This is a genomic window from Sphingomonas humi (assembly GCF_039536725.1).
Lineage (GTDB): Bacteria > Pseudomonadota > Alphaproteobacteria > Sphingomonadales > Sphingomonadaceae > Sphingomicrobium > Sphingomicrobium humi.
Map to the genome: position 1 here is coordinate 564,580 of NZ_BAAAZD010000001.1, position 16,777 is coordinate 581,356.

Consider the following 16,777-nt stretch of genomic DNA (forward strand, 5'->3'; position numbering starts at 1 on the left):
TCAGATTGGCTCCCCGCTCAGTCGCTGGCAGATAAGGTCGAGCTGATCGAGGCTCGAAAAACCAACCGCAACCTGGCCCGCGCCGGCCTTGTGCTGGATCGATACCTTGAGGCCGAGCAAGTCACCAAGCTGCCGCTCCAGCGCCAGGAGATCGGCATCGCGCGACGCCGCGGCGAAGCGTTCGCCGCCCCGACCGGCATCGCTGGCCGCGCCAGGCCGCTGCTTGCGGGCTAGCGCCTCGGCCTGACGCACCGACAGACCGCGCGCGACGATCTGCTCGGCAAGCTGTTCGCAGTCCACCGACGAGGCGATTGCCCGGGCATGGCCCATGGTCAGCGTTCCGGCCTCGAGATGCGCTCGGACGCTTTCAGGAAGATCGCGCAATCGCAACAGGTTGGAGACGTGACTACGGCTCTTCCCGACCAGCTTGCCGACCTCTTCCGGCTTGTGGCCAAAGCGTTGCACCAGGGCGGCGTAGGCGTCCGCTTCCTCGAGCGGGCCGAGATCGGCGCGCTGGACGTTCTCGATCAGCGCCACCTCGGCCGTTCCGGCTTCGTCGAAGCTCCGGACGATCGCGGGAATCCGGTGCAATTGTGCACGCTGGGCTGCCCGCCAGCGGCGCTCGCCAGCGACGATCTCATACTGACCGGCCTCGGCCGCCGGGCGGACCAGGATCGGCTGCAGCACCCCGCGGGCAGCAATTGACTCAGCAAGCTCGGCAAGCGGGGCTTCCGCGAACACGCGGCGCGGCTGGCCCGGATTCGGGCGGATGGCGGCGATGTCGATCTCGCGCACGCCTTCGGCGCTGCCGGCGGGGGCGGCCGGGATCGTGACATCCCCGAGGAGGGCGGAGAGGCCCCGGCCAAGGCCGCGCGCTTGCTGGTTCATGCTGCTTCCTTGAGCGCCGGGAGGCGCGCCATCAGTTCACGGGCGAGGCCCACATAGGCCGTCGAGCCCGAACAGCGCAGGTCGTAGATGAGGGCAGGGAGGCCATGGCTTGGCGCCTCTGACAGACGCACGTTGCGGGGCACAACGGTCTCGAACACCGCCGATCCCAGGCATGCCCGGACGTCTTCAGCCACTTGCGCCGACAGGCGATTGCGGCGGTCGAACATTGTCAGCGCGATGCCAAGGATCGACAGCTCCGGATTGAACCGCGTCCGGATGCGTTCAACCGTCTGCAGAAGCTGGCTAAGTCCTTCTAAAGCAAAGAATTCGCATTGCAGCGGGACGATCAGGTGGCGTGCTGCAATTAGGGCATTCACCGTCAGCAGGCCGAGCGACGGCGGACAATCGATGAGGCAGATGTCCCACCGCGACGAAGCCGTATGGAGTGCATCCGCCAAGCGGTGGGTGCGGCGCTCCACCTCGACCAGTTCGACCTCCGCGCCGGACAGATCCTGAGTCGCCGGGAGGAGATCAAGCCGCGGCACCCGGGTCGGCTGAACCGAGTTCTCAACGGTCTCCGAACCGATCAGCACCTCGTAGGATGAGCGCTCGCGGGCCTGCGGACCAATTCCCAGGCCGGTCGACGCATTACCCTGCGGATCGAGATCGATGAGGAGGACTTTCCAACCCATCGCCGCAAGCCCGGTCGCGAGGTTGATGGCGGTCGTGGTCTTGCCCACCCCGCCCTTCTGATTGGCAATCGCGACCTTTATCATCCCCGTCCCGCCCTTCGGCGAACCCCTCTCGCGACCAGTATCCGGGCATCCGGATCGGTGCGACTGGGCTCCAGCCTGAAATCACCTTGCCACGTGACGCGCGCCTCTTCCAGTTCCTTTGCAGCGCTTCGACCTTTTGGCAGCACCCATTGTCCGGTCGGGGAAATCAGCGGGCTGGCAATCGCAAAGAGTTTGCTCAGGGCGGCGACTGCACGGGCGGTAATGACGTCAAATCTACCCGACAGATTTTCTGCCTTTCCGGTAACTACAGTGACGTTTCTCAATTCAAGTTTTTCCCGACATGCCTCGAGGAACTCCGTCCGGAGACGGCGGGGCTCGACAAGAGTGATCTTCTTCACGCCAGCGATGGCCAAGACGATCCCAGGGAGGCCGGCACCACTCCCGATATCGAGCCAATGGCGATCGAGGGGAGCGTGGTCGAGCAACTGCAGGGAATCTTCGATGTGCCGTGACCACACCGCATCGACACTGCTCTTGCTGATAAGGTTCTGGCGTTCGTTCTCCTCCGTCAGAAGAGTTACATATTCGGCCAATTTCTCTTCTGTTTCACGTGAAACAGTCACGCCACAGCTTTCAAAGTTCCGACATACAAAGCGGTAAGCGCGGCAGGGGTAATTCCGGGAATGCGTGACGCATGATCGAGCGTTTCCGGTCTCGCAGCGTTGAGCCGTTCAGCCATTTCCGCTGAAAGGCCAGGGACGGCGCCGTAATCGATATGCCTCGGAATGGTGACCTGACGATTGCGATAGACCGCGGCCCACTCTCGCTGCGAACGCTCGACATATGGACGATAAATAGCATCGGCCTTGCCTTCCTCGGTCTCGGCAAAGGCGCCAGTGTCGCGAAAATCCAGATGCGCACGGACCGCCTTTGCACGCTCTGGGGAAATAGCGCCGCTAGCGAGCGCTGCCGCGCCCATCCGGCTCACTGCATTATCGGCGCGCAAGTAAAGTCGATATTCCGCGCGTGCAGTCATCATGCGGTAGGGCTCGGTGACGCCTTGCAAGGTCAGGTCGTCGATCATGACGCCAATATAGCTCGTCCGACGATCGAAACAGACCGGCGCGGTCCCACACGCGAATGCCGCGGCGTTCAACCCGGCGACCAGGCCCTGCGCCGCGGCTTCCTCATAACCCGTGGTGCCATTGATCTGCCCTGCGAGAAACAGTCCGCCGAGTTGCTGCATCTGCAGATCGCTGCCGAGCCGGCGCGGATCGACATGCTCATATTCGACCGCATAGCCGGGTTTTACGATCTCAGCTCGCTCCAGGCCCCTGATACTGCGGACGAACGCGTGCTGCACCTCACGCGGCATCGAGGTCGAAATGCCGTTGGGATAGACGAGGTGGTCCGAAAGCGCCTCCGGCTCGAGAAAGATCTGGTGGCCATCACGGTCGCCGAACCGGCGCACCTTGTCTTCGATCGAAGGGCAATAGCGCGGACCGCGACCTTCGATCATTCCGGAGTAGAGCGGGGACAGGCCTTCGGAAGCCCGGATGATGTCGTGAGTTTCCGAATTGGTGCGAGTAATGGCGCAGCGGAGTTGCGGAAGGCTCGGCCGCTGCGACGGGTGTGACGAGAATTGCCACGCGGTGGCATCGCTTGGTTGTTCGTCGAGCTTTGCCCAATCGATGGTGCGACCGTCGAGGCGGGGAGGGGTACCGGTCTTGAGCCGGCGCGCTGCGAGGCCAAGCTCACGCACTTGTTGCCCAAGCCGAATGCTGGACTGCTCACCCGCCCGACCCGCAGCCCACACTTCGTCCCCAACGAAGATGCGCGCGTCGAGGAATGTACCCGTCGCGAGCACTATCGACTTCGCTTCAAGGCGTGTGCCATCGGCCAAAACAACGCCGCCGATCTGCCCACTGGTAATGATCAGTTCGACGGCCTCGCCCTCGATCCACACTACGGGCAGCGCGGTGAGCAACCGCTCGACAGCGGCGCGATAATGTAAGCGGTCCGCCTGGACGCGCGGACCCCATACAGCGGGCCCCTTGCTGAGGTTGAGCATCCGCCGATGGATCGCTGCCGCATCGGCAGCGCGTGCCATGAGACCATCGAACACATCGAGCTCACGGACGAGATGGCCTTTGCCCACACCGCCGATCGATGGATTGCAGCTCATTTGCCCCGCATCGGTGAGCGTAAAGCTGAGTAGCGCCGTCTGCGCTCCCAACCGCTGGGCGGCGGCGGCGGCCTCGCACCCGGCATGACCGGCGCCAATCACGAGCACGTCAAACATGGGGCGCCCATAGCTAAACTAGGCGCGATACGCGACCCTGTTCCACGTGAAACAGCTATTTGCCGAGGCAGAAGCGCCCAAACAGGGCGTCCATCACCTCCTCCGTACTATTTCGGCCAAGAACAACATCGACTGATGCGAGTGACTGACGGAGTGACTCGGCAACGATCAGTAAGTCGCGTCCAATGGCGCCAGTCAACGCATCGGCAGCCTCGCTCAGCAGGTGGCGTTGGCGCCGGTTGAGTGCTGCTTGGTCGAAGGGAGGAAGTAGCGCTCGCAACCGTGCAAGCAGTACCGACCGCAATTTCGCCGTCCCGGTCGAAGTGCGGACTGACGTTGCAATGCTGCCCTCGGGTACGTCCACACGTTCATCGGCCCGCGAATGGATCAGTATGACGTTGGAGCGGACTGGCGCGTCCTCGGGGTTGCCAAGCCAGAGGACGATATCCGCCTGCGAAAGTGCGTCGAATGCGCGCTCGACTCCAATCTGTTCGACTGTGTCGTCGCTGGCGCGAAGGCCGGCGGTATCGAGGAGGTTCGCAGGAAGACCATCGAAATCGATGCGGGCCTCGATGATGTCGCGGGTCGTCCCGGGGATCGACGTCACTATGGCCTTTTCTGCACCGACCAAGGCGTTGAAGAGGCTCGACTTTCCGCTATTCGGCGGACCCGCAAGAACGATTTTGACGCCATTGGTAAGCAATTCGGCCGCGGGCTGGACAAGCCACGCCCGCATCTCCTGCGCCACTATCGCAGCTTCTGCTCCCAGCGCATGCTCATCAAGCGCGGTTTCGTCCTCGTCTCCGACATAGTCGATCGCCGCTTCGGCCCGCGCAGACAAGGCGATCAGCCGGTCGCGCCAGCCTTCCACCTGGCGGCGAAGCGCGCCGCCGGCACTTTCGATCGCGGCCCGGCGCTGCCATTCGGTCTCCGCCGAAAGCAGATCGGCGAGCCCTTCGGCCTGGGTCAGGTCAAGCCGGCTATTAATCAGCGCGCGGCGGGTGAATTCGCCGGGTTCGGCCTCCCGCAGGCCGGGCATGGTGGAAAGCTCGTCGAGCAGGCGGGCAACGACCGCGCGGCCACCATGAAGGTGCAGCTCGACCAAGGGCTCACCAGTCGCGGTGTTCGGCGCGGGGAAACGCAGCAGGAGGGCTTCGTCGATGATCGCGCCATCCGCAGCTCGAAGTCGGCGAAGCGACGCGCTACGCGGCTCAGGCAGCTGCCCAGCTAGTCTTTCCGCTGCAACCTCCGCCGCTGGCCCACTGACCCGGACGATCGCGATCGCCGCGGGCAAGGCGCCGCTCGACAGGGCGTAGATGGTGTCACCGGTCACGCCGACCCGAATGCCCCGGGTCAGCCCATGCTTGCAAGGACCAGGCGGGCCAGTCTCAGCCGAACAGGCGGCCAATTCCGACTTGCGGGTCGACCCAGCCGTCGTGAACCATCTTCACCGCGACGTAGAGGATCACCGCGAGGCCGATGTAGGCGATCCAGCGGTAGCGCTCGATATAGCGGGCGATGATGTTGGCAGCGACGCCCATCAGCGCGACGGCAAAGATCAGGCCGACGATCAGGATGCCCGGATGCTCGCGCGCCGCGCCGGCCACGGCCAGCACGTTGTCGAGGCTCATGCTGACGTCGGCGACCGCGACGGCCCAGGCCGCGCTGGCGAAGCTCTTGGCGGACTTGAGGCCGCTATGCTCGTCACCCTCGATCTCGGGCGAACCCGCGCTGCCCGTGTGGCGCAGTTCGCGCCACATCTTCCATGCGACCCACAGCAGCAGCAGGCCGCCGGCGAGGATGAGGCCGACCACCTGCATCAGCTGGGTGACGATCAGTGCGAACCCGATGCGCAGGACCAGCGCGGCAAGGACGCCGATCAGGATAACCTTGCGCCGCTGCTCGGCCGGAAGACCCGCCGCCAGCGCGCCGACCACGATCGCATTGTCACCGGCCAGCACGAGGTCGATCATCAACACCTGGAGGAAGGCCGAAAGCGCCGCAGGCTCGGTGATGTTCGAAAAGTCGGCAATGATGTCGCCCCAGATGTCGCCGATGGCAAAAGCGCCGGAACCGGCAGCAGCAAGGAGAAGGTCGAACAAGGCTGTTTCCGTCTGAAAGATGTCGCGTCCAAACGCCTATGCGAAAATTTAGTCGTCGCTGTCGAGTGTCAGCCTTGCGCCGGCAGCAACGGCCACACCTCGAGCGCGCCATGCCAGATCATGTTCAGCGCAACGTAGAGGATGATCACGAGGCCGATCCAGGCGATCCAGTGGAAGCGCTGGATCAGCCTCGCGACATAATTTGCGGCAAGGCCCATCAAAGTCACCGAGAAGACAAGGCCGAAGGCGAGAACCGCCGGATGTTCGCGCGCTACGCCGGCGACGGCGATCACGTTGTCGAGGCTCATGCTGAGGTCGGCGATAGTGACCTGGAGAGCCGCGGCGAGGAACGTCTTGCTCTGCGGCGGGCCCTCGATCTCGGGCGTGTCCGGATCATCGGCGATGACAACCTTGGCCGGGCGCAGTTCGCGGTAGAGATTGTAGCAGACCCACAGCAGCAAAAGGCCGCCGGCCAGCAGCAGCCCTGTGATGTGAAGCAGCCAGGTCGCAACCAGCGCAAAGCCGATCAGGAAGACCAGCGCCACCCCGACGCCGAGCGCGATGACCTTGCGGCGATCCTTGTCGGGAAGGCCGCTGGCGATCGTCCCCATGATGATGACGTTGTCGCCCGCCAGCGTCAGGTCAATCAGGATGACTTCGGCCAGCGTGAGCAGGCCGGCCGAGGTGAAGACGTCTGAGAAAGCGAACGCGGACATGCGACAGGTCTAGCCTCTACGCCAACCCGCGCAAGCGAGGGTCCGCTTCTACTGGTTCATGCTCGCGAAGAAGTCCTCGTTCGACTTGGCGTCGCGCATCTTGTCGAGCAGGAACTGCATGGCGTCGACCGTGCCCATCTGCATCAGGATCCGGCGCAGCACCCACATCTTGGTGAGCGTGTTCTGCGGAACCAGCAGTTCTTCCTTGCGGGTGCCGCTCTTGCCGACGTCGAGCGCCGGGAAGATGCGCTTGTCGGCGACCTTGCGGTCGAGCACGATTTCGCTGTTACCGGTGCCTTTGAATTCTTCGAAGATGACCTCGTCCATCTTGGAGCCGGTATCGATCAGCGCGGTGGCGATGATCGACAGCGAACCGCCTTCCTCGATATTGCGAGCGGCGCCGAAGAAGCGCTTCGGACGCTGCAAGGCATTGGCGTCGACACCGCCGGTCAGCACCTTGCCCGAGCTCGGCACCACGGTGTTGTAGGCGCGGCCGAGGCGGGTGATCGAATCGAGCAGGATGACGACATCCTTCTTGTGTTCGACCAGGCGCTTGGCCTTCTCGATCACCATTTCGGCGACCTGGACGTGGCGCTGCGCAGGCTCGTCGAAGGTCGAGGATACAACCTCGCCCTTCACCGAACGCTGCATGTCGGTGACTTCCTCCGGTCGCTCATCGATCAGCAGGACGATCAGGAAGACCTCGGGATTATTGTCGGTGATCGCCCGCGCGATATTCTGCAGCAGCACGGTCTTGCCGGTCCGCGGCGGCGCGACGATCAGCGCGCGCTGGCCCTTGCCGAGCGGGGAGACGATGTCGATGACCCGCGCCGACTTGTCCTTGATGGTCGGGTCGAGCGTGTCGAGCTTGAGCTTCGCGTCCGGGTAAAGCGGCGTCAGATTGTCGAAATTGACGCGGTGGCGAAGGGCATCGGGCTCGTCGAAATTGATCGAGGTGATGCGGTTCAACGCGAAATAGCGCTCGCCGTCCTTGGGCGCGCGGATCTCGCCCTCGACCGTGTCACCGGTGCGCAGGCCGAAGCGGCGCACGATCTGCGGCGTGACGTAGATGTCGTCCGGGCCGGCAAGGTAATTGGCTTCCGCGCTGCGCAGGAAGCCGAAGCCGTCGTTGAGCACTTCGATGGTGCCGCTCCCCATGATCTCGGCGCCGCTTTCGGCGCGGACCTTGAGGATGGAAAATAGGAGGTCCTGCTTGCGAAGCGTCGACGCGCCCTCGATTCCCATCTCTTCGGCTTGCGCGACAAGTTGGGCGGGGGTCTTCTGCTTGAGGTCCTTGAGATGCATGTAGCTTGTTCTTTTGCTTGAGAGTTTTGACAGTCGGAAGACTGAGAGCCGCGTCGAGAACCGAGCGGACACACCGGCGAAGGCATGAGAATACGGGCCGGCGCGGCCGTATTTGTGCGGCCTATGTCGGCCTGCGGTCCAAGTCAACATGGGGGCGCCATCGCCCCGCGGCAAGATCAGAACGGTTTGACGATCACCAGCACCACGATGATCGCGGTCATGATGCCCGGAATCTCGTTCATGATCCGCAGCGTCTTGTTCTCGAGCGGGCGGTCGCCGCGAGCAAGCTTGCGGCCATAGGCACCGAGCCAGCCCTGGTATCCGCTCAGCAGCACCACGAAGGCGAGCTTGGCGTGGAACCAGCCCTGGCTCCACGCGCCAAGGTGAAAGGCAAGGGCGAGGCCAAGTGCCCAGACGATGACCAGCGCGGGCCCGAGAATGATCCGCTTAGTCCGCCGTTCGCGCTCGATCCAGGCCCGATCCTCGGCGGAGCCGGGGGCGGTCGCGTGGTGGTAGACGTAGAAGCGCGGCAACAGGAACAGGCCGGCCACCCAGAAGATCACGAAGGTGACATGGGCCGCCTTTACCCAAGGATAGGCATTGCCGAGCCAGCCGATCGCCGTGTCGAGCATCAGGCGACCTTTCCGAGCAGCCGGAACATCTGTTCGACATGCTCGATCGGAGTGAACTGTCCGATCCCGTGACCGAGATTGAAGACGTGCGGCCGTTCCTCGAGCGCGGTCAGCACCCGGCGAACCGCTTTCTCCAGCGCCTCCCCGCCGGCCATCAGGGCAAGCGGATCGAGATTGCCCTGGACCGGCATGTTGGCGGGCAGGCTGGCATGCGCCCACAGCGGATCGACCGTCTCGTCGAGGCCGAGCGCATCGACCCCCGTTTCGCGGGCATAGGCGGGCAGCTTTCCACCGGCGCCCTTGGGAAAACCGATGATCGTGAGGTTGGGCCGAAGGCCGCGCAATTTGGACACGATCCGGGCGGTGGGCGCGATCACCCAGCGTTCGAATTCCGATGGGGCGAGGCTGCCCGACCAGCTGTCGAACAATTGCACCGCATCGACCCCGGCATCGGCCTGTCCGACGAGATAGGCGACGGTCGCTTCCTCGATCGCGGCGACGATCGCGCCGAACTTGCCGGGATCGAGATAGGCGAGGGTGCGGGCCTCGGCCTGCTCGCGGCTCCCTTCGCCGGCGACCATGTAGGTGGCTACCGTCCACGGCGAGCCTGCAAAGCCCAGGAACGTCGTCTCGGGCTTGAGCTGGGCCTTCACCTGCCTGACGGTCTCGTAGATCGCCTCGAGGCGCTCAGGAGCCGGCTGGAAGCCCGCCATCTCCGCGCCCGACAGCGGCGGGCTCAACCGCGGGCCTTCGCCGGCGACAAAGCTCAGGTCCTGGCCGAGCGCGTGGGGGACGATCAGGATGTCGGAAAAGAGGATCGCCGCATCGAGCGGGAAGCGGCGCAGGGGCTGAAGGGTGATCTCGGCGGCGGCGGCGGGATCGTAGACCATGTCGAGGAAGCCGCCCTTTTCGGCGCGCAGGGCGCGATACTCGGGCAGGTAGCGCCCGGCCTGGCGCATCATCCAGACCGGCGGCGGATCACGTCGTTCACCCCGGAGCACCGCCAGCAGCGGCTTGTCGGTCCCGTTTCCGGCAGGCAGTTCGGCCACCCTTATCTCTTTCTCTCTTAGATTCTTAAAAAGGTAGTTTGAGTCAGTTGGCGGGCGACTAGTGGGGAATAAGTGACCCTCCCGTGGTTGCCAACAGGTGGCCGGAATCGGCGCCTCTCGCAAGACCGGCGATTCGCGGCGGCCAATTCCCGCTATCCACAAGGCTGTGGAAGACTTCATCCACCGTGGATAACACCCTTGGCGATGTCTTACCGGTTGGTGCGGTTCGGACCCGGTTGGTCCATCCCCCGACCCGCGCTAGGGGTTGAGGGCATCTTCTCCACAGGAACGAACATGGAACTGGCGCGGTGACCCTGATCCTGGCCTCAACCTCGCCGATCCGGGGCACGATGCTCGCCAATGCCGGTGTCGCCTATGCGGCCGACCGGCCGGGAGTCGACGAAGCAGCGATCAAGGCGGGGTTCGCCGGCGACGACGCGGCGCTCACCATCGCGCTGGCCGAGGCCAAGGCAAGGGCGGTTTCGGCCCGGCGGCCGGACGCGCTGGTGATCGGCAGCGACAGCCTGATCAGTGTCGAAGGCCGACGCTTCGATAAACCCGCCGGCCGCGAGACCGCGGCGGAGCATCTGCGCTTCTTTTCCGGCAGGACGATGGAGCTGACCAGTGCGGTGGTCCTGGCCGAGCACGGGGGAACGGTCTTCCACCATGCCGAGCGCGCATTGCTGAAGGTGCGGCCGCTCAGCGAAGACTTCATCGAACGCTATCTCGAAGCTGACTGGCCCGAGGTCAGCTATTGCGTCGGCGTCTTCCGCCTTGAAGGACCGGGCGTCCAGCTGTTCGAGCGGATCGAGGGCGACCACTTCACTATTCTCGGCATGCCTCTGCTGCCCTTGCTGGGCACGCTGCGGGAAAGGGGGGTGTTGGCGGCATGACGCCAGAGATGCCCTATGCGGAGGTAATCGGCGACCCGATCGGCCATTCGAAGTCCCCGCTCATACACAAGTTCTGGCTGGAGAAGCTGGGGCTAGAGGGCGAATATCGCGCGACAAAGGTTACTCCAGACGAGCTTGGCGGCTATTTCGCCTCTCGTCGTGACGATCCGCTTTGGCGTGGGTGCAACATCACCATGCCGCTCAAACTGGCGGCGCTCGCCCATGTCGCAAAGCCGCAGGATCCGAGTTTTCCCGTCGAGCCGGTCAATCTCGCTGTTCCTCTGAATGGCCGGGTCATCGGACTCAACACGGACATTCACGGCGTAATGGAACCGCTCGCGCCGCTCCTGACGAACGAAGGCATGCTGCGGCCATCCTCCGCGCCGGCGTCGCGAAACGCTGTGGTGCTGGGCGCCGGCGGCGCACTCTATCCGGTGGTCTGGAGCCTGCTGTCGCTCGGCTACAAGGCAATTACTCTGGTCGCCCGCGACCGCGCAAAAGTTGCCACCTATCTTGGCCAGCGCAACAGCGTAACGATCAGGTACCTTGCATGGGGCGATCCGCTCCCGCCATCCGATCTTCTGGTAAATGCCACGCCGCTCGGGATGACCGGGTACCCCGACTTACCTTATGATGCGTCTTCGATCGCAGGCGACGGGGTCGTCTTCGAGCTTGTCTACCGACCGCTAGAAACGACGCTGCTGAGGGATGCGCGCCAACGTCGCCTGCAAATCGTGGACGGATTGCAGATGCTGGTCGGCCAGGCCGCGCCAAGCTTCGCCCGGTTTTTTGGCAAAGCCGCGCCGCGTGACTTCGATAGCGAATTGAGGGCATTGCTCACGCAATGAAAACCCTCGCACTCACCGGCTCGATAGGCATGGGGAAATCGACCGTCGCGGCGATGTTCGCCGCGCGCGGCATCCCGGTGTTCGACGCCGATGCGGCGGTGCGGCGGTTGCAGGGGCCCGGCGGCAGGCTGGTGCCGGTGATCGAGCAGCGCTTTCCCGGGACGACGCATGATGGCGCGGTCGATCGCGAGGCGCTGTCGGCCGCGGTGCTCGGTCGCCCGGACGAACTTGCCGCGCTGGAAGCCATCGTCCACCCCGCGGTGCACCACGAGCGCACCCGCTTCATCGTCGAGAATGGCGACGCGCCCGCGCTGCTGTTCGACATTCCCTTGCTGTTCGAAACCGGCGGGGAGGGTGTCTTCGACGAAGTGATCGTCGTCTCCGCCCCGGCCGAGATCCAGCGTCAGCGCGTCCTTGCGCGGCCCGGCATGACGCCCGCCAAACTCGACCATATCCTCGCCCGCCAGATGCCCGACGCCGAGAAAAAAGCTCGCGCAAACTACGTCATCGACACCTCGATCAGCCTCGGCGAAACCGAGCGGCAGGTGGATGCGATCCTCGCTGGACTGGGACTCTCCAAGGGCGCATAGCATTGAACATGCGCGAGATCGTGTTCGATACCGAAACCACCGGCGTCAATCCGGCGAGCGGCGACCGGATGGTCGAGATCGGTTGTGTCGAGCTGGTCAACCGCTGCCCGACCGGGCGCGAATATCACGCTTATTTCAATCCCGAGCGGTCGATGCCGAGCGAAGCCGAGGCAGTTCACGGCCTCAGCACCATCTTCCTGTCGGACAAGCCTCTGTTCGGGGACAAGTGCGAGGAATTGCTCGATTTCATCGGCGACGCCCCGCTGATCGCGCACAATGCCGGCTTTGATTTCGGCTTCCTCAACGCCGAGCTCGCCCATTGCGGCCGGGACCCCGTGTGCCTCAGCCGGATGATCTGCACCCTGGTGATGGCGCGGTCCAAGCATCCCGGTTCCAAGCACAGCCTCGATGCCTTGTGCAGCCGTTTCGGGGTCGATCGCACCGCCCGCGTCAAGCACGGCGCCCTGCTCGACGCGCAGCTGCTGGCGCAGGTCTATGTCGAACTGACCGGCGGGCGGCAGATCGGACTTTCGCTGCTTGCGGAGACCCGGTCCGGTGACCAGGCGGTCGCGTCCGATGCCGGCTTCGTCACGGCGCCGCGAGCCATCCGTCCGGCCCGTCCGCATGAGCCGTCGCTTGACGAGCTTGCCGCCCATACCCAGTTCATCGCCAAGATGAAGGAGCCGTTGTGGGCAGCCCTCGGCACTGCCTGAGGGCTTAGCTGAAGGAGAGAAGAAGACGATGGACATCAGGGTCTCTGGGCACCAGGTCGAGACTGGAGCCGCGCTCCGTACCCATGTCACCGATCGTCTCGAGGCACTGACCGGCCGCTACTTCTCCCGTGCCACCGCGGCCAACGTCACCTTCGGCAAGGGCCCCCACGACCACGGTTTCACCTGCGACATCGTCGCGCCGGTGATGAACGGTGTGGTGCTCAAGGCCAATAACCGCGCTCAGGACGCGCATATCGCCTTCGACGGTGCGGCCGACAAGATCGAGCGGCAGCTGAGGCGCTACAAGTCGCGCCTCCGCGAGCGAAAGGGCGCCGAGCCGATGGGTGGCCCGGGCTTTGACGCAACCGCCGCCTATACCGTCTTCGCCCCGCCCGCGACCGAGGACGAGCCCGCCGCCGAGCATCCGCCGGTGATCGCCGAAACCAGTGTCGACATTCCGGAAGCAAGCGTGTCAGACGCGGTGATGATGCTCGATCTGCGCAACACCACGGCCCTTATGTTCAAGAACAGCGGCACCGGTGCATTCAACATGGTCTATCGCCGTGAGGACGGCAGCATCGGCTGGGTCGAACCCCGGGACCGCTAGACCGCGTCGACGCGTTGGGGCATCTGGCCGCCACCAATCGCCGGCAGGCGTCAGAGTATTTTCTTCTTATGCAGCTTTCGACGTTTCTCGACTTTGACGCGAATCGGCCGGCGCTGGCGGTCGCGAACAAGCGCGCCCTGTTCCAGAGCCTTGCGCAGATCGCCGGGCCACGGTTGCAGATCGACCAGTCGGAGCTGGTCACCGCGCTGGTCGATCGTGAGCGGCTGGGTCCCACGGGCTTTGGCAACGGCGTCGCCATTCCGCACGGAAAGATCGCCGGCCTGCGCCGGATCTATGGCTTGGTCGCGCATTTGGCCGAACCGATCGATTACAAGGCGATCGATGGCGCACCGGTCGACCTGGCGTTCCTGCTGCTGTCGCCGCCCGATGCCGGGGCCGACCATTTGAAGGCGCTGGCAGCGATCAGCCGGGTGGTCCGCCACGCTCCCACCCTCGAGAAACTTCGTGGAGCCCGGTCGCGCGATGCGCTGACGGCAGTGCTGATGGGAGTCGATGAACCCCACGCCGCTTGAGATGGCTCCTGCCGAGCCGAGCGGGGCCGACGCCCATTATCGCGCGCTCGAGACGCTGTACGCGTCGGCGCCGATCAACCTCCTGTTCCGCTCGTCGCTGACGCTGGCGGAGGCGGGCAGGTCGAGGATCGACTTCACCGTCGAGCCGGCGAGTTTTCACGCGGCCGGGGCGGCGCATGGAACGCTTTACTTCAAGATGCTGGACGATGCCGCTTTCTACGCGGCGAATAGCCTCGTCAGCGATCGCTTCCTGCTGACCACGGCGTTCAACCTTCACTTCACCAAGCCTCTGCGCGAAGGCCCGGCGTTTGCCGAGGGGCGCTGGATTTCCGGCAAGCGCCGGGTGTTTGTGGCCGAGGCCCGGATCGTCGATTCAAGCGGCGAGGAATGTGCCCGCGGCACCGGCACCTTCCTTCGTTCGCACATCGCGCTGGCTGGCCTCGACGGTTACCGTCCGGGATGAGCGACCCGCGGCTGGCGGCGGGTATCGAGGCGTCGGCACTGCTCGCCAGGGCCCGCGACCTGGGTGGATTCGGCACCGTGCTCTGCCGCGGCGATGCGGAACGCGGCAGCTTGCTGCTGGTCGTGGCCGAGCGAGGAAAGGCCGCTTTTCTGCTGCAGCGGCTGCTCCAGCGAAGCGGCGATTATGCGTGGGAATCGCGGCGAATCGCCGATCAGGAGTCGCTTGAGCAGCAACTCGCCAAGGCCCGCGATCGCGACCCCGATCTGTGGCTGATCGAACTGGACGTCCCGTCGGCGGAACGATTCATCGCTGAAATGACCTGAGCGACTTGCCCTCGCGATTAAATGCGACGAACCGAGGAACAGCTCTAGCGGGGTGCTCACCCGGGCTGTGTCGAACGGCCCGAAGAGCCACGCGAGACGGGGGATCAGCCCAGGCGTAGTGACGCGGCCTTTTCGGCCTGACTGAACGCGCGGACGGCTATCCACCGCACAAAGATGGGTAATCAGTGGTTCGTCGTTTCGTCCTTATGCTCGCCGCCGCCGCGATGGGCGCCTCCTCAGTTGCTCCCGCTCAGGTCCTGCCTGCGCCAGCCACCGAGAAGGTCGTCAAGGCTGTAGCGCAGACGATGAACGAACCCTTGATTTCGACCCCCCTTTCGAACGATCCTCTCGCTCCGGCCCAGGTCGGCGGTAGCGAAGAGCCTGTCGCCGACAGCGCGCAGGACGAAGCAGTCACCATCGAGCCGGGCGCGAGCCTCAGCGAGACGGTTGCTCGCCTTCGCCGCAGCGATGCCGGTAGCCGCGAGCTCGAATGCCTTGCCGCCGGCGTCTATTTTGAAAGCAAGAGCGAGCCGCTCGCCGGTCAGCTGGCCGTTGGCCAGGTCATTGACAACCGCACCGAGAGCCGCGGTCGTTTCCCGTCGAGTTACTGCGGCGTGCTGACCCAGCGCGGACAGTTCAGCTTCGTTCGCGGTGGCCGCTGGCCGTCGGTCAACAAGAGCAGCCTTCAGTGGAAGAATGCGGTCGCCATCGCCCGCATCGTCGCTGGCGAAATCAAGGAAAGCAACGTCGGCAAGGCGCTGTTCTTCCACGCGCGCCGGGTCAGCCCGGGTTGGCGCCTGACCCGCGTCGCCTCGGTCGGCAATCACGTCTTCTACCGCTAAGCCCTTGTCCTGCGGCGACATGTGCCGCTGACGCTAGCTTTTCGTTCCTGTCCTGTTCTATAGCCCGGGCGTGTCATCCGCGCCCGAGTCCATCATCCCCGCGTCCTGCTTCCAGGATCTCGCCCCGGTTGCGCTCGACGTCGCGCGCGGGGTGACCCGGCTGTTCTGCCGCCGCGACCTGTTTGCCATATGCGAAGTGCCCTTGCCGAATGGCCGGCGCGCCGACCTGATGGGGATCGATGCCAAGGGCAGGCTGACGATCGTCGAGATCAAGGTCAGCAAGGCCGACCTGACCGGCGACGGCAAGTGGACCGACTATCTCGATTATTGCGACAGCTTCTTCTGGGCGGTGCCGCCGATGCTGGCCGGGCTGCTCGACGAAGACCGCTTTCTTCCCGACACGGCGGGCGTGATCGTTGCCGATCGCTACGATGCGGCGGTCATTCGCGAGGCACCCGAACGCCGCCTGGCCCCGGCCCGGCGCAAGGCTGAACTGCTCCGCTTCGCCCGCCGCGCCGCACGGCGGCTGAGCGCGCAGATCGACCCCACGCTGGGGTGGGGAAACTAGCCGGCGATCAGAGCTTGGGGCCGGCGACGACGACCGGCTTCTTGGCCGCCTTGGCCTGGTCGATGATGCGTAGGATCTCGGCTGCGCGCGTATCCATCTTGGCATAGTCGCGCGCACTGCGCCCCGTCGCATTATCGGTGCGGTCGGGGTTGGCGCCGCGCTCGGCGAGCAGCTTCACCAGTTCGAGGTTGCGCTGCTGGACGGCGATGATCAGCGGGGTTTCGCCAAGGCGGTTGGGCTTGTCGACCTGCGCCCCGCGAGCGAGCAGCGCCTGTGCACCCTCGGCGAACCCGGTGCGCGACGCGATCAGCAGCGGGGTGTCGCCGCTGTTGTTCGAAACGTTGATGTCGGCACCCTGCCCCATAAGAAAGCGTAGCCAGGTGATGTCGCGCCGCGACGTCACGATGTGGAGCGCGCTGTCGCCCTTGTCGTCGCGATAATTGACAACCCGCGATCCGGGCTGCTGGAGCAGGTCGGTCGCCTTTGTCCCGTCGCGTTCACGCACAGCCTGGAGGAAGGTATAGCCCGGGCTCGCGACCTGCGCCGCGGTCGGCACCGCCAGGCTCATCAACAGCATGGCCCCGAGGACCTTCGCACCCTTATTCATCGTGTCGCCCACCCGTTTGATGAGGTAAATGCTTGATTGCGGGGGCCTAGCAGACCAAG

The 16,777-nt window shown here is 64.6% G+C and carries 21 protein-coding genes; 10 read left to right on the top strand and 11 right to left on the bottom strand.

The features are described from left to right. The 10 genes from ABD729_RS02755 to hemE form a co-directional block, all read right to left on the bottom strand. Positions 1-888 carry a ParB/RepB/Spo0J family partition protein gene (locus ABD729_RS02755; protein WP_344708627.1) on the bottom strand — a complete coding sequence of 296 codons (888 nt, stop codon included), beginning with the start codon at positions 886-888 and terminating at the stop codon, positions 1-3. Further along, positions 885-1,664 (bottom strand): ParA family protein, encoded by a 780-nt coding sequence (locus ABD729_RS02760; protein ID WP_344708628.1) that lies wholly within the window; start codon positions 1,662-1,664, stop codon positions 885-887. The genes ABD729_RS02755 and ABD729_RS02760 overlap by 4 nt, the downstream gene beginning before the upstream one ends. Further along, positions 1,661-2,248 (bottom strand): 16S rRNA (guanine(527)-N(7))-methyltransferase RsmG, encoded by a 588-nt coding sequence (gene rsmG / locus ABD729_RS02765; protein ID WP_344708629.1) that lies wholly within the window; start codon positions 2,246-2,248, stop codon positions 1,661-1,663. The genes ABD729_RS02760 and rsmG overlap by 4 nt, the downstream gene beginning before the upstream one ends. After that, on the bottom strand, positions 2,245-3,927 hold the full coding sequence (mnmG, locus tag ABD729_RS02770; protein WP_344708630.1) for a tRNA uridine-5-carboxymethylaminomethyl(34) synthesis enzyme MnmG: 1,683 nt from the start codon (positions 3,925-3,927) through the stop codon (positions 2,245-2,247). Before mnmG ends, rsmG begins: the two co-directional genes overlap by 4 nt. Positions 3,928-3,982: 55 nt before the next feature. Then, positions 3,983-5,260, bottom strand: a complete 1,278-nt coding sequence (gene mnmE, locus ABD729_RS02775) for a tRNA uridine-5-carboxymethylaminomethyl(34) synthesis GTPase MnmE (protein WP_344708631.1) — start codon at positions 5,258-5,260, stop codon at positions 3,983-3,985. Positions 5,261-5,315: 55 nt separating this feature from the next. Next, complete coding sequence (locus tag ABD729_RS02780; protein ID WP_344709624.1) at positions 5,316-5,984, bottom strand: YjbE family putative metal transport protein; 669 nt, start codon at positions 5,982-5,984, stop codon at positions 5,316-5,318. Between the two features lie 113 nt (positions 5,985-6,097). Then, on the bottom strand, positions 6,098-6,745 hold the full coding sequence (locus ABD729_RS02785) for a YjbE family putative metal transport protein (RefSeq protein ID WP_344708632.1): 648 nt from the start codon (positions 6,743-6,745) through the stop codon (positions 6,098-6,100). A gap of 48 nt (positions 6,746-6,793) precedes the next feature. Then, positions 6,794-8,050, bottom strand: coding sequence for a transcription termination factor Rho (gene rho / locus ABD729_RS02790; RefSeq protein ID WP_249454933.1), 1,257 nt, complete (start codon positions 8,048-8,050; stop codon positions 6,794-6,796). A 176-nt stretch (positions 8,051-8,226) separates the two neighbouring features. Continuing rightward, complete coding sequence (locus tag ABD729_RS02795) at positions 8,227-8,682, bottom strand: CopD family protein (RefSeq protein ID WP_344708633.1); 456 nt, start codon at positions 8,680-8,682, stop codon at positions 8,227-8,229. Beyond that, positions 8,682-9,731, bottom strand: coding sequence for a uroporphyrinogen decarboxylase (hemE, locus tag ABD729_RS02800; protein ID WP_425564820.1), 1,050 nt, complete (start codon positions 9,729-9,731; stop codon positions 8,682-8,684). Before hemE ends, ABD729_RS02795 begins: the two co-directional genes overlap by 1 nt. A 308-nt stretch (positions 9,732-10,039) precedes the next feature. Here hemE and ABD729_RS02805 point away from each other — a divergent pair, with 308 nt between their 5' ends. The 10 genes from ABD729_RS02805 (at position 10,040) to ABD729_RS02850 (ending at position 16,111) form a co-directional block, all read left to right on the top strand. Next, positions 10,040-10,624, top strand: a complete 585-nt coding sequence (locus ABD729_RS02805; protein ID WP_344708634.1) for a Maf family protein — start codon at positions 10,040-10,042, stop codon at positions 10,622-10,624. Further along, positions 10,621-11,472, top strand: coding sequence for a shikimate dehydrogenase family protein (locus ABD729_RS02810; protein WP_344708635.1), 852 nt, complete (start codon positions 10,621-10,623; stop codon positions 11,470-11,472). The genes ABD729_RS02805 and ABD729_RS02810 overlap by 4 nt, the downstream gene beginning before the upstream one ends. After that, entirely contained in the window at positions 11,469-12,062 is a 594-nt protein-coding gene (gene coaE / locus ABD729_RS02815) for a dephospho-CoA kinase (RefSeq protein ID WP_344708636.1), read from the top strand. Before ABD729_RS02810 ends, coaE begins: the two co-directional genes overlap by 4 nt. Before the next feature lie 8 nt (positions 12,063-12,070). Beyond that, positions 12,071-12,775, top strand: a complete 705-nt coding sequence (gene dnaQ, locus ABD729_RS02820; RefSeq protein WP_344708637.1) for a DNA polymerase III subunit epsilon — start codon at positions 12,071-12,073, stop codon at positions 12,773-12,775. A 28-nt stretch (positions 12,776-12,803) separates the two neighbouring features. Further along, positions 12,804-13,382 carry a ribosome hibernation-promoting factor, HPF/YfiA family gene (gene hpf, locus ABD729_RS02825; protein WP_344708638.1) on the top strand — a complete coding sequence of 193 codons (579 nt, stop codon included), beginning with the start codon at positions 12,804-12,806 and terminating at the stop codon, positions 13,380-13,382. Positions 13,383-13,450: 68 nt separating this feature from the next. Next, the gene (locus ABD729_RS02830) at positions 13,451-13,915 is read left to right on the top strand and encodes a PTS sugar transporter subunit IIA (protein ID WP_344708639.1); all 465 of its coding nucleotides are present in this window, start codon (positions 13,451-13,453) and stop codon (positions 13,913-13,915) included. Next, on the top strand, positions 13,896-14,378 hold the full coding sequence (locus tag ABD729_RS02835; RefSeq protein ID WP_344708640.1) for a PaaI family thioesterase: 483 nt from the start codon (positions 13,896-13,898) through the stop codon (positions 14,376-14,378). The genes ABD729_RS02830 and ABD729_RS02835 overlap by 20 nt, the downstream gene beginning before the upstream one ends. Beyond that, complete coding sequence (locus tag ABD729_RS02840) at positions 14,375-14,701, top strand: DUF1491 family protein (RefSeq protein WP_344708641.1); 327 nt, start codon at positions 14,375-14,377, stop codon at positions 14,699-14,701. Before ABD729_RS02835 ends, ABD729_RS02840 begins: the two co-directional genes overlap by 4 nt. Positions 14,702-15,006: 305 nt before the next feature. Beyond that, on the top strand, positions 15,007-15,543 hold the full coding sequence (locus tag ABD729_RS02845) for a cell wall hydrolase (RefSeq protein ID WP_344708642.1): 537 nt from the start codon (positions 15,007-15,009) through the stop codon (positions 15,541-15,543). A 70-nt stretch (positions 15,544-15,613) separates the two neighbouring features. After that, entirely contained in the window at positions 15,614-16,111 is a 498-nt protein-coding gene (locus ABD729_RS02850) for an MmcB family DNA repair protein (protein ID WP_344708643.1), read from the top strand. Positions 16,112-16,118: 7 nt separating this feature from the next. Here ABD729_RS02850 and ABD729_RS02855 read toward each other — a convergent pair whose 3' ends face one another. Further along, positions 16,119-16,718 carry an ankyrin repeat domain-containing protein gene (locus ABD729_RS02855; protein ID WP_344708644.1) on the bottom strand — a complete coding sequence of 200 codons (600 nt, stop codon included), beginning with the start codon at positions 16,716-16,718 and terminating at the stop codon, positions 16,119-16,121. Between the last annotated feature and the right edge of the window lie 59 nt (positions 16,719-16,777).

Bases quoted from the DNA above. Each gene is read 5' to 3' on its own strand.
- ABD729_RS02835 (WP_344708640.1), top strand. From the start codon at position 13,896: ATGAACCCCACGCCGCTTGAGATGGCTCCTGCCGAGCCGAGCGGGGCC.
- ABD729_RS02840 (WP_344708641.1), top strand. From the start codon at position 14,375: ATGAGCGACCCGCGGCTGGCGGCGGGTATCGAGGCGTCGGCACTGCTC.
- mnmG (WP_344708630.1), bottom strand. From the start codon at position 3,927: ATGTTTGACGTGCTCGTGATTGGCGCCGGTCATGCCGGGTGCGAGGCC.
- ABD729_RS02830 (WP_344708639.1), top strand. From the start codon at position 13,451: ATGCAGCTTTCGACGTTTCTCGACTTTGACGCGAATCGGCCGGCGCTG.
- ABD729_RS02795 (WP_344708633.1), bottom strand. From the start codon at position 8,682: ATGCTCGACACGGCGATCGGCTGGCTCGGCAATGCCTATCCTTGGGTA.
- ABD729_RS02810 (WP_344708635.1), top strand. From the start codon at position 10,621: ATGACGCCAGAGATGCCCTATGCGGAGGTAATCGGCGACCCGATCGGC.
- ABD729_RS02855 (WP_344708644.1), bottom strand. From the start codon at position 16,718: ATGAATAAGGGTGCGAAGGTCCTCGGGGCCATGCTGTTGATGAGCCTG.
- rho (WP_249454933.1), bottom strand. From the start codon at position 8,050: ATGCATCTCAAGGACCTCAAGCAGAAGACCCCCGCCCAACTTGTCGCG.
- dnaQ (WP_344708637.1), top strand. From the start codon at position 12,071: ATGCGCGAGATCGTGTTCGATACCGAAACCACCGGCGTCAATCCGGCG.
- ABD729_RS02845 (WP_344708642.1), top strand. From the start codon at position 15,007: ATGAACGAACCCTTGATTTCGACCCCCCTTTCGAACGATCCTCTCGCT.
- coaE (WP_344708636.1), top strand. From the start codon at position 11,469: ATGAAAACCCTCGCACTCACCGGCTCGATAGGCATGGGGAAATCGACC.
- ABD729_RS02755 (WP_344708627.1), bottom strand. From the start codon at position 888: ATGAACCAGCAAGCGCGCGGCCTTGGCCGGGGCCTCTCCGCCCTCCTC.
- hpf (WP_344708638.1), top strand. From the start codon at position 12,804: ATGGACATCAGGGTCTCTGGGCACCAGGTCGAGACTGGAGCCGCGCTC.
- ABD729_RS02785 (WP_344708632.1), bottom strand. From the start codon at position 6,745: ATGTCCGCGTTCGCTTTCTCAGACGTCTTCACCTCGGCCGGCCTGCTC.
- ABD729_RS02760 (WP_344708628.1), bottom strand. From the start codon at position 1,664: ATGATAAAGGTCGCGATTGCCAATCAGAAGGGCGGGGTGGGCAAGACC.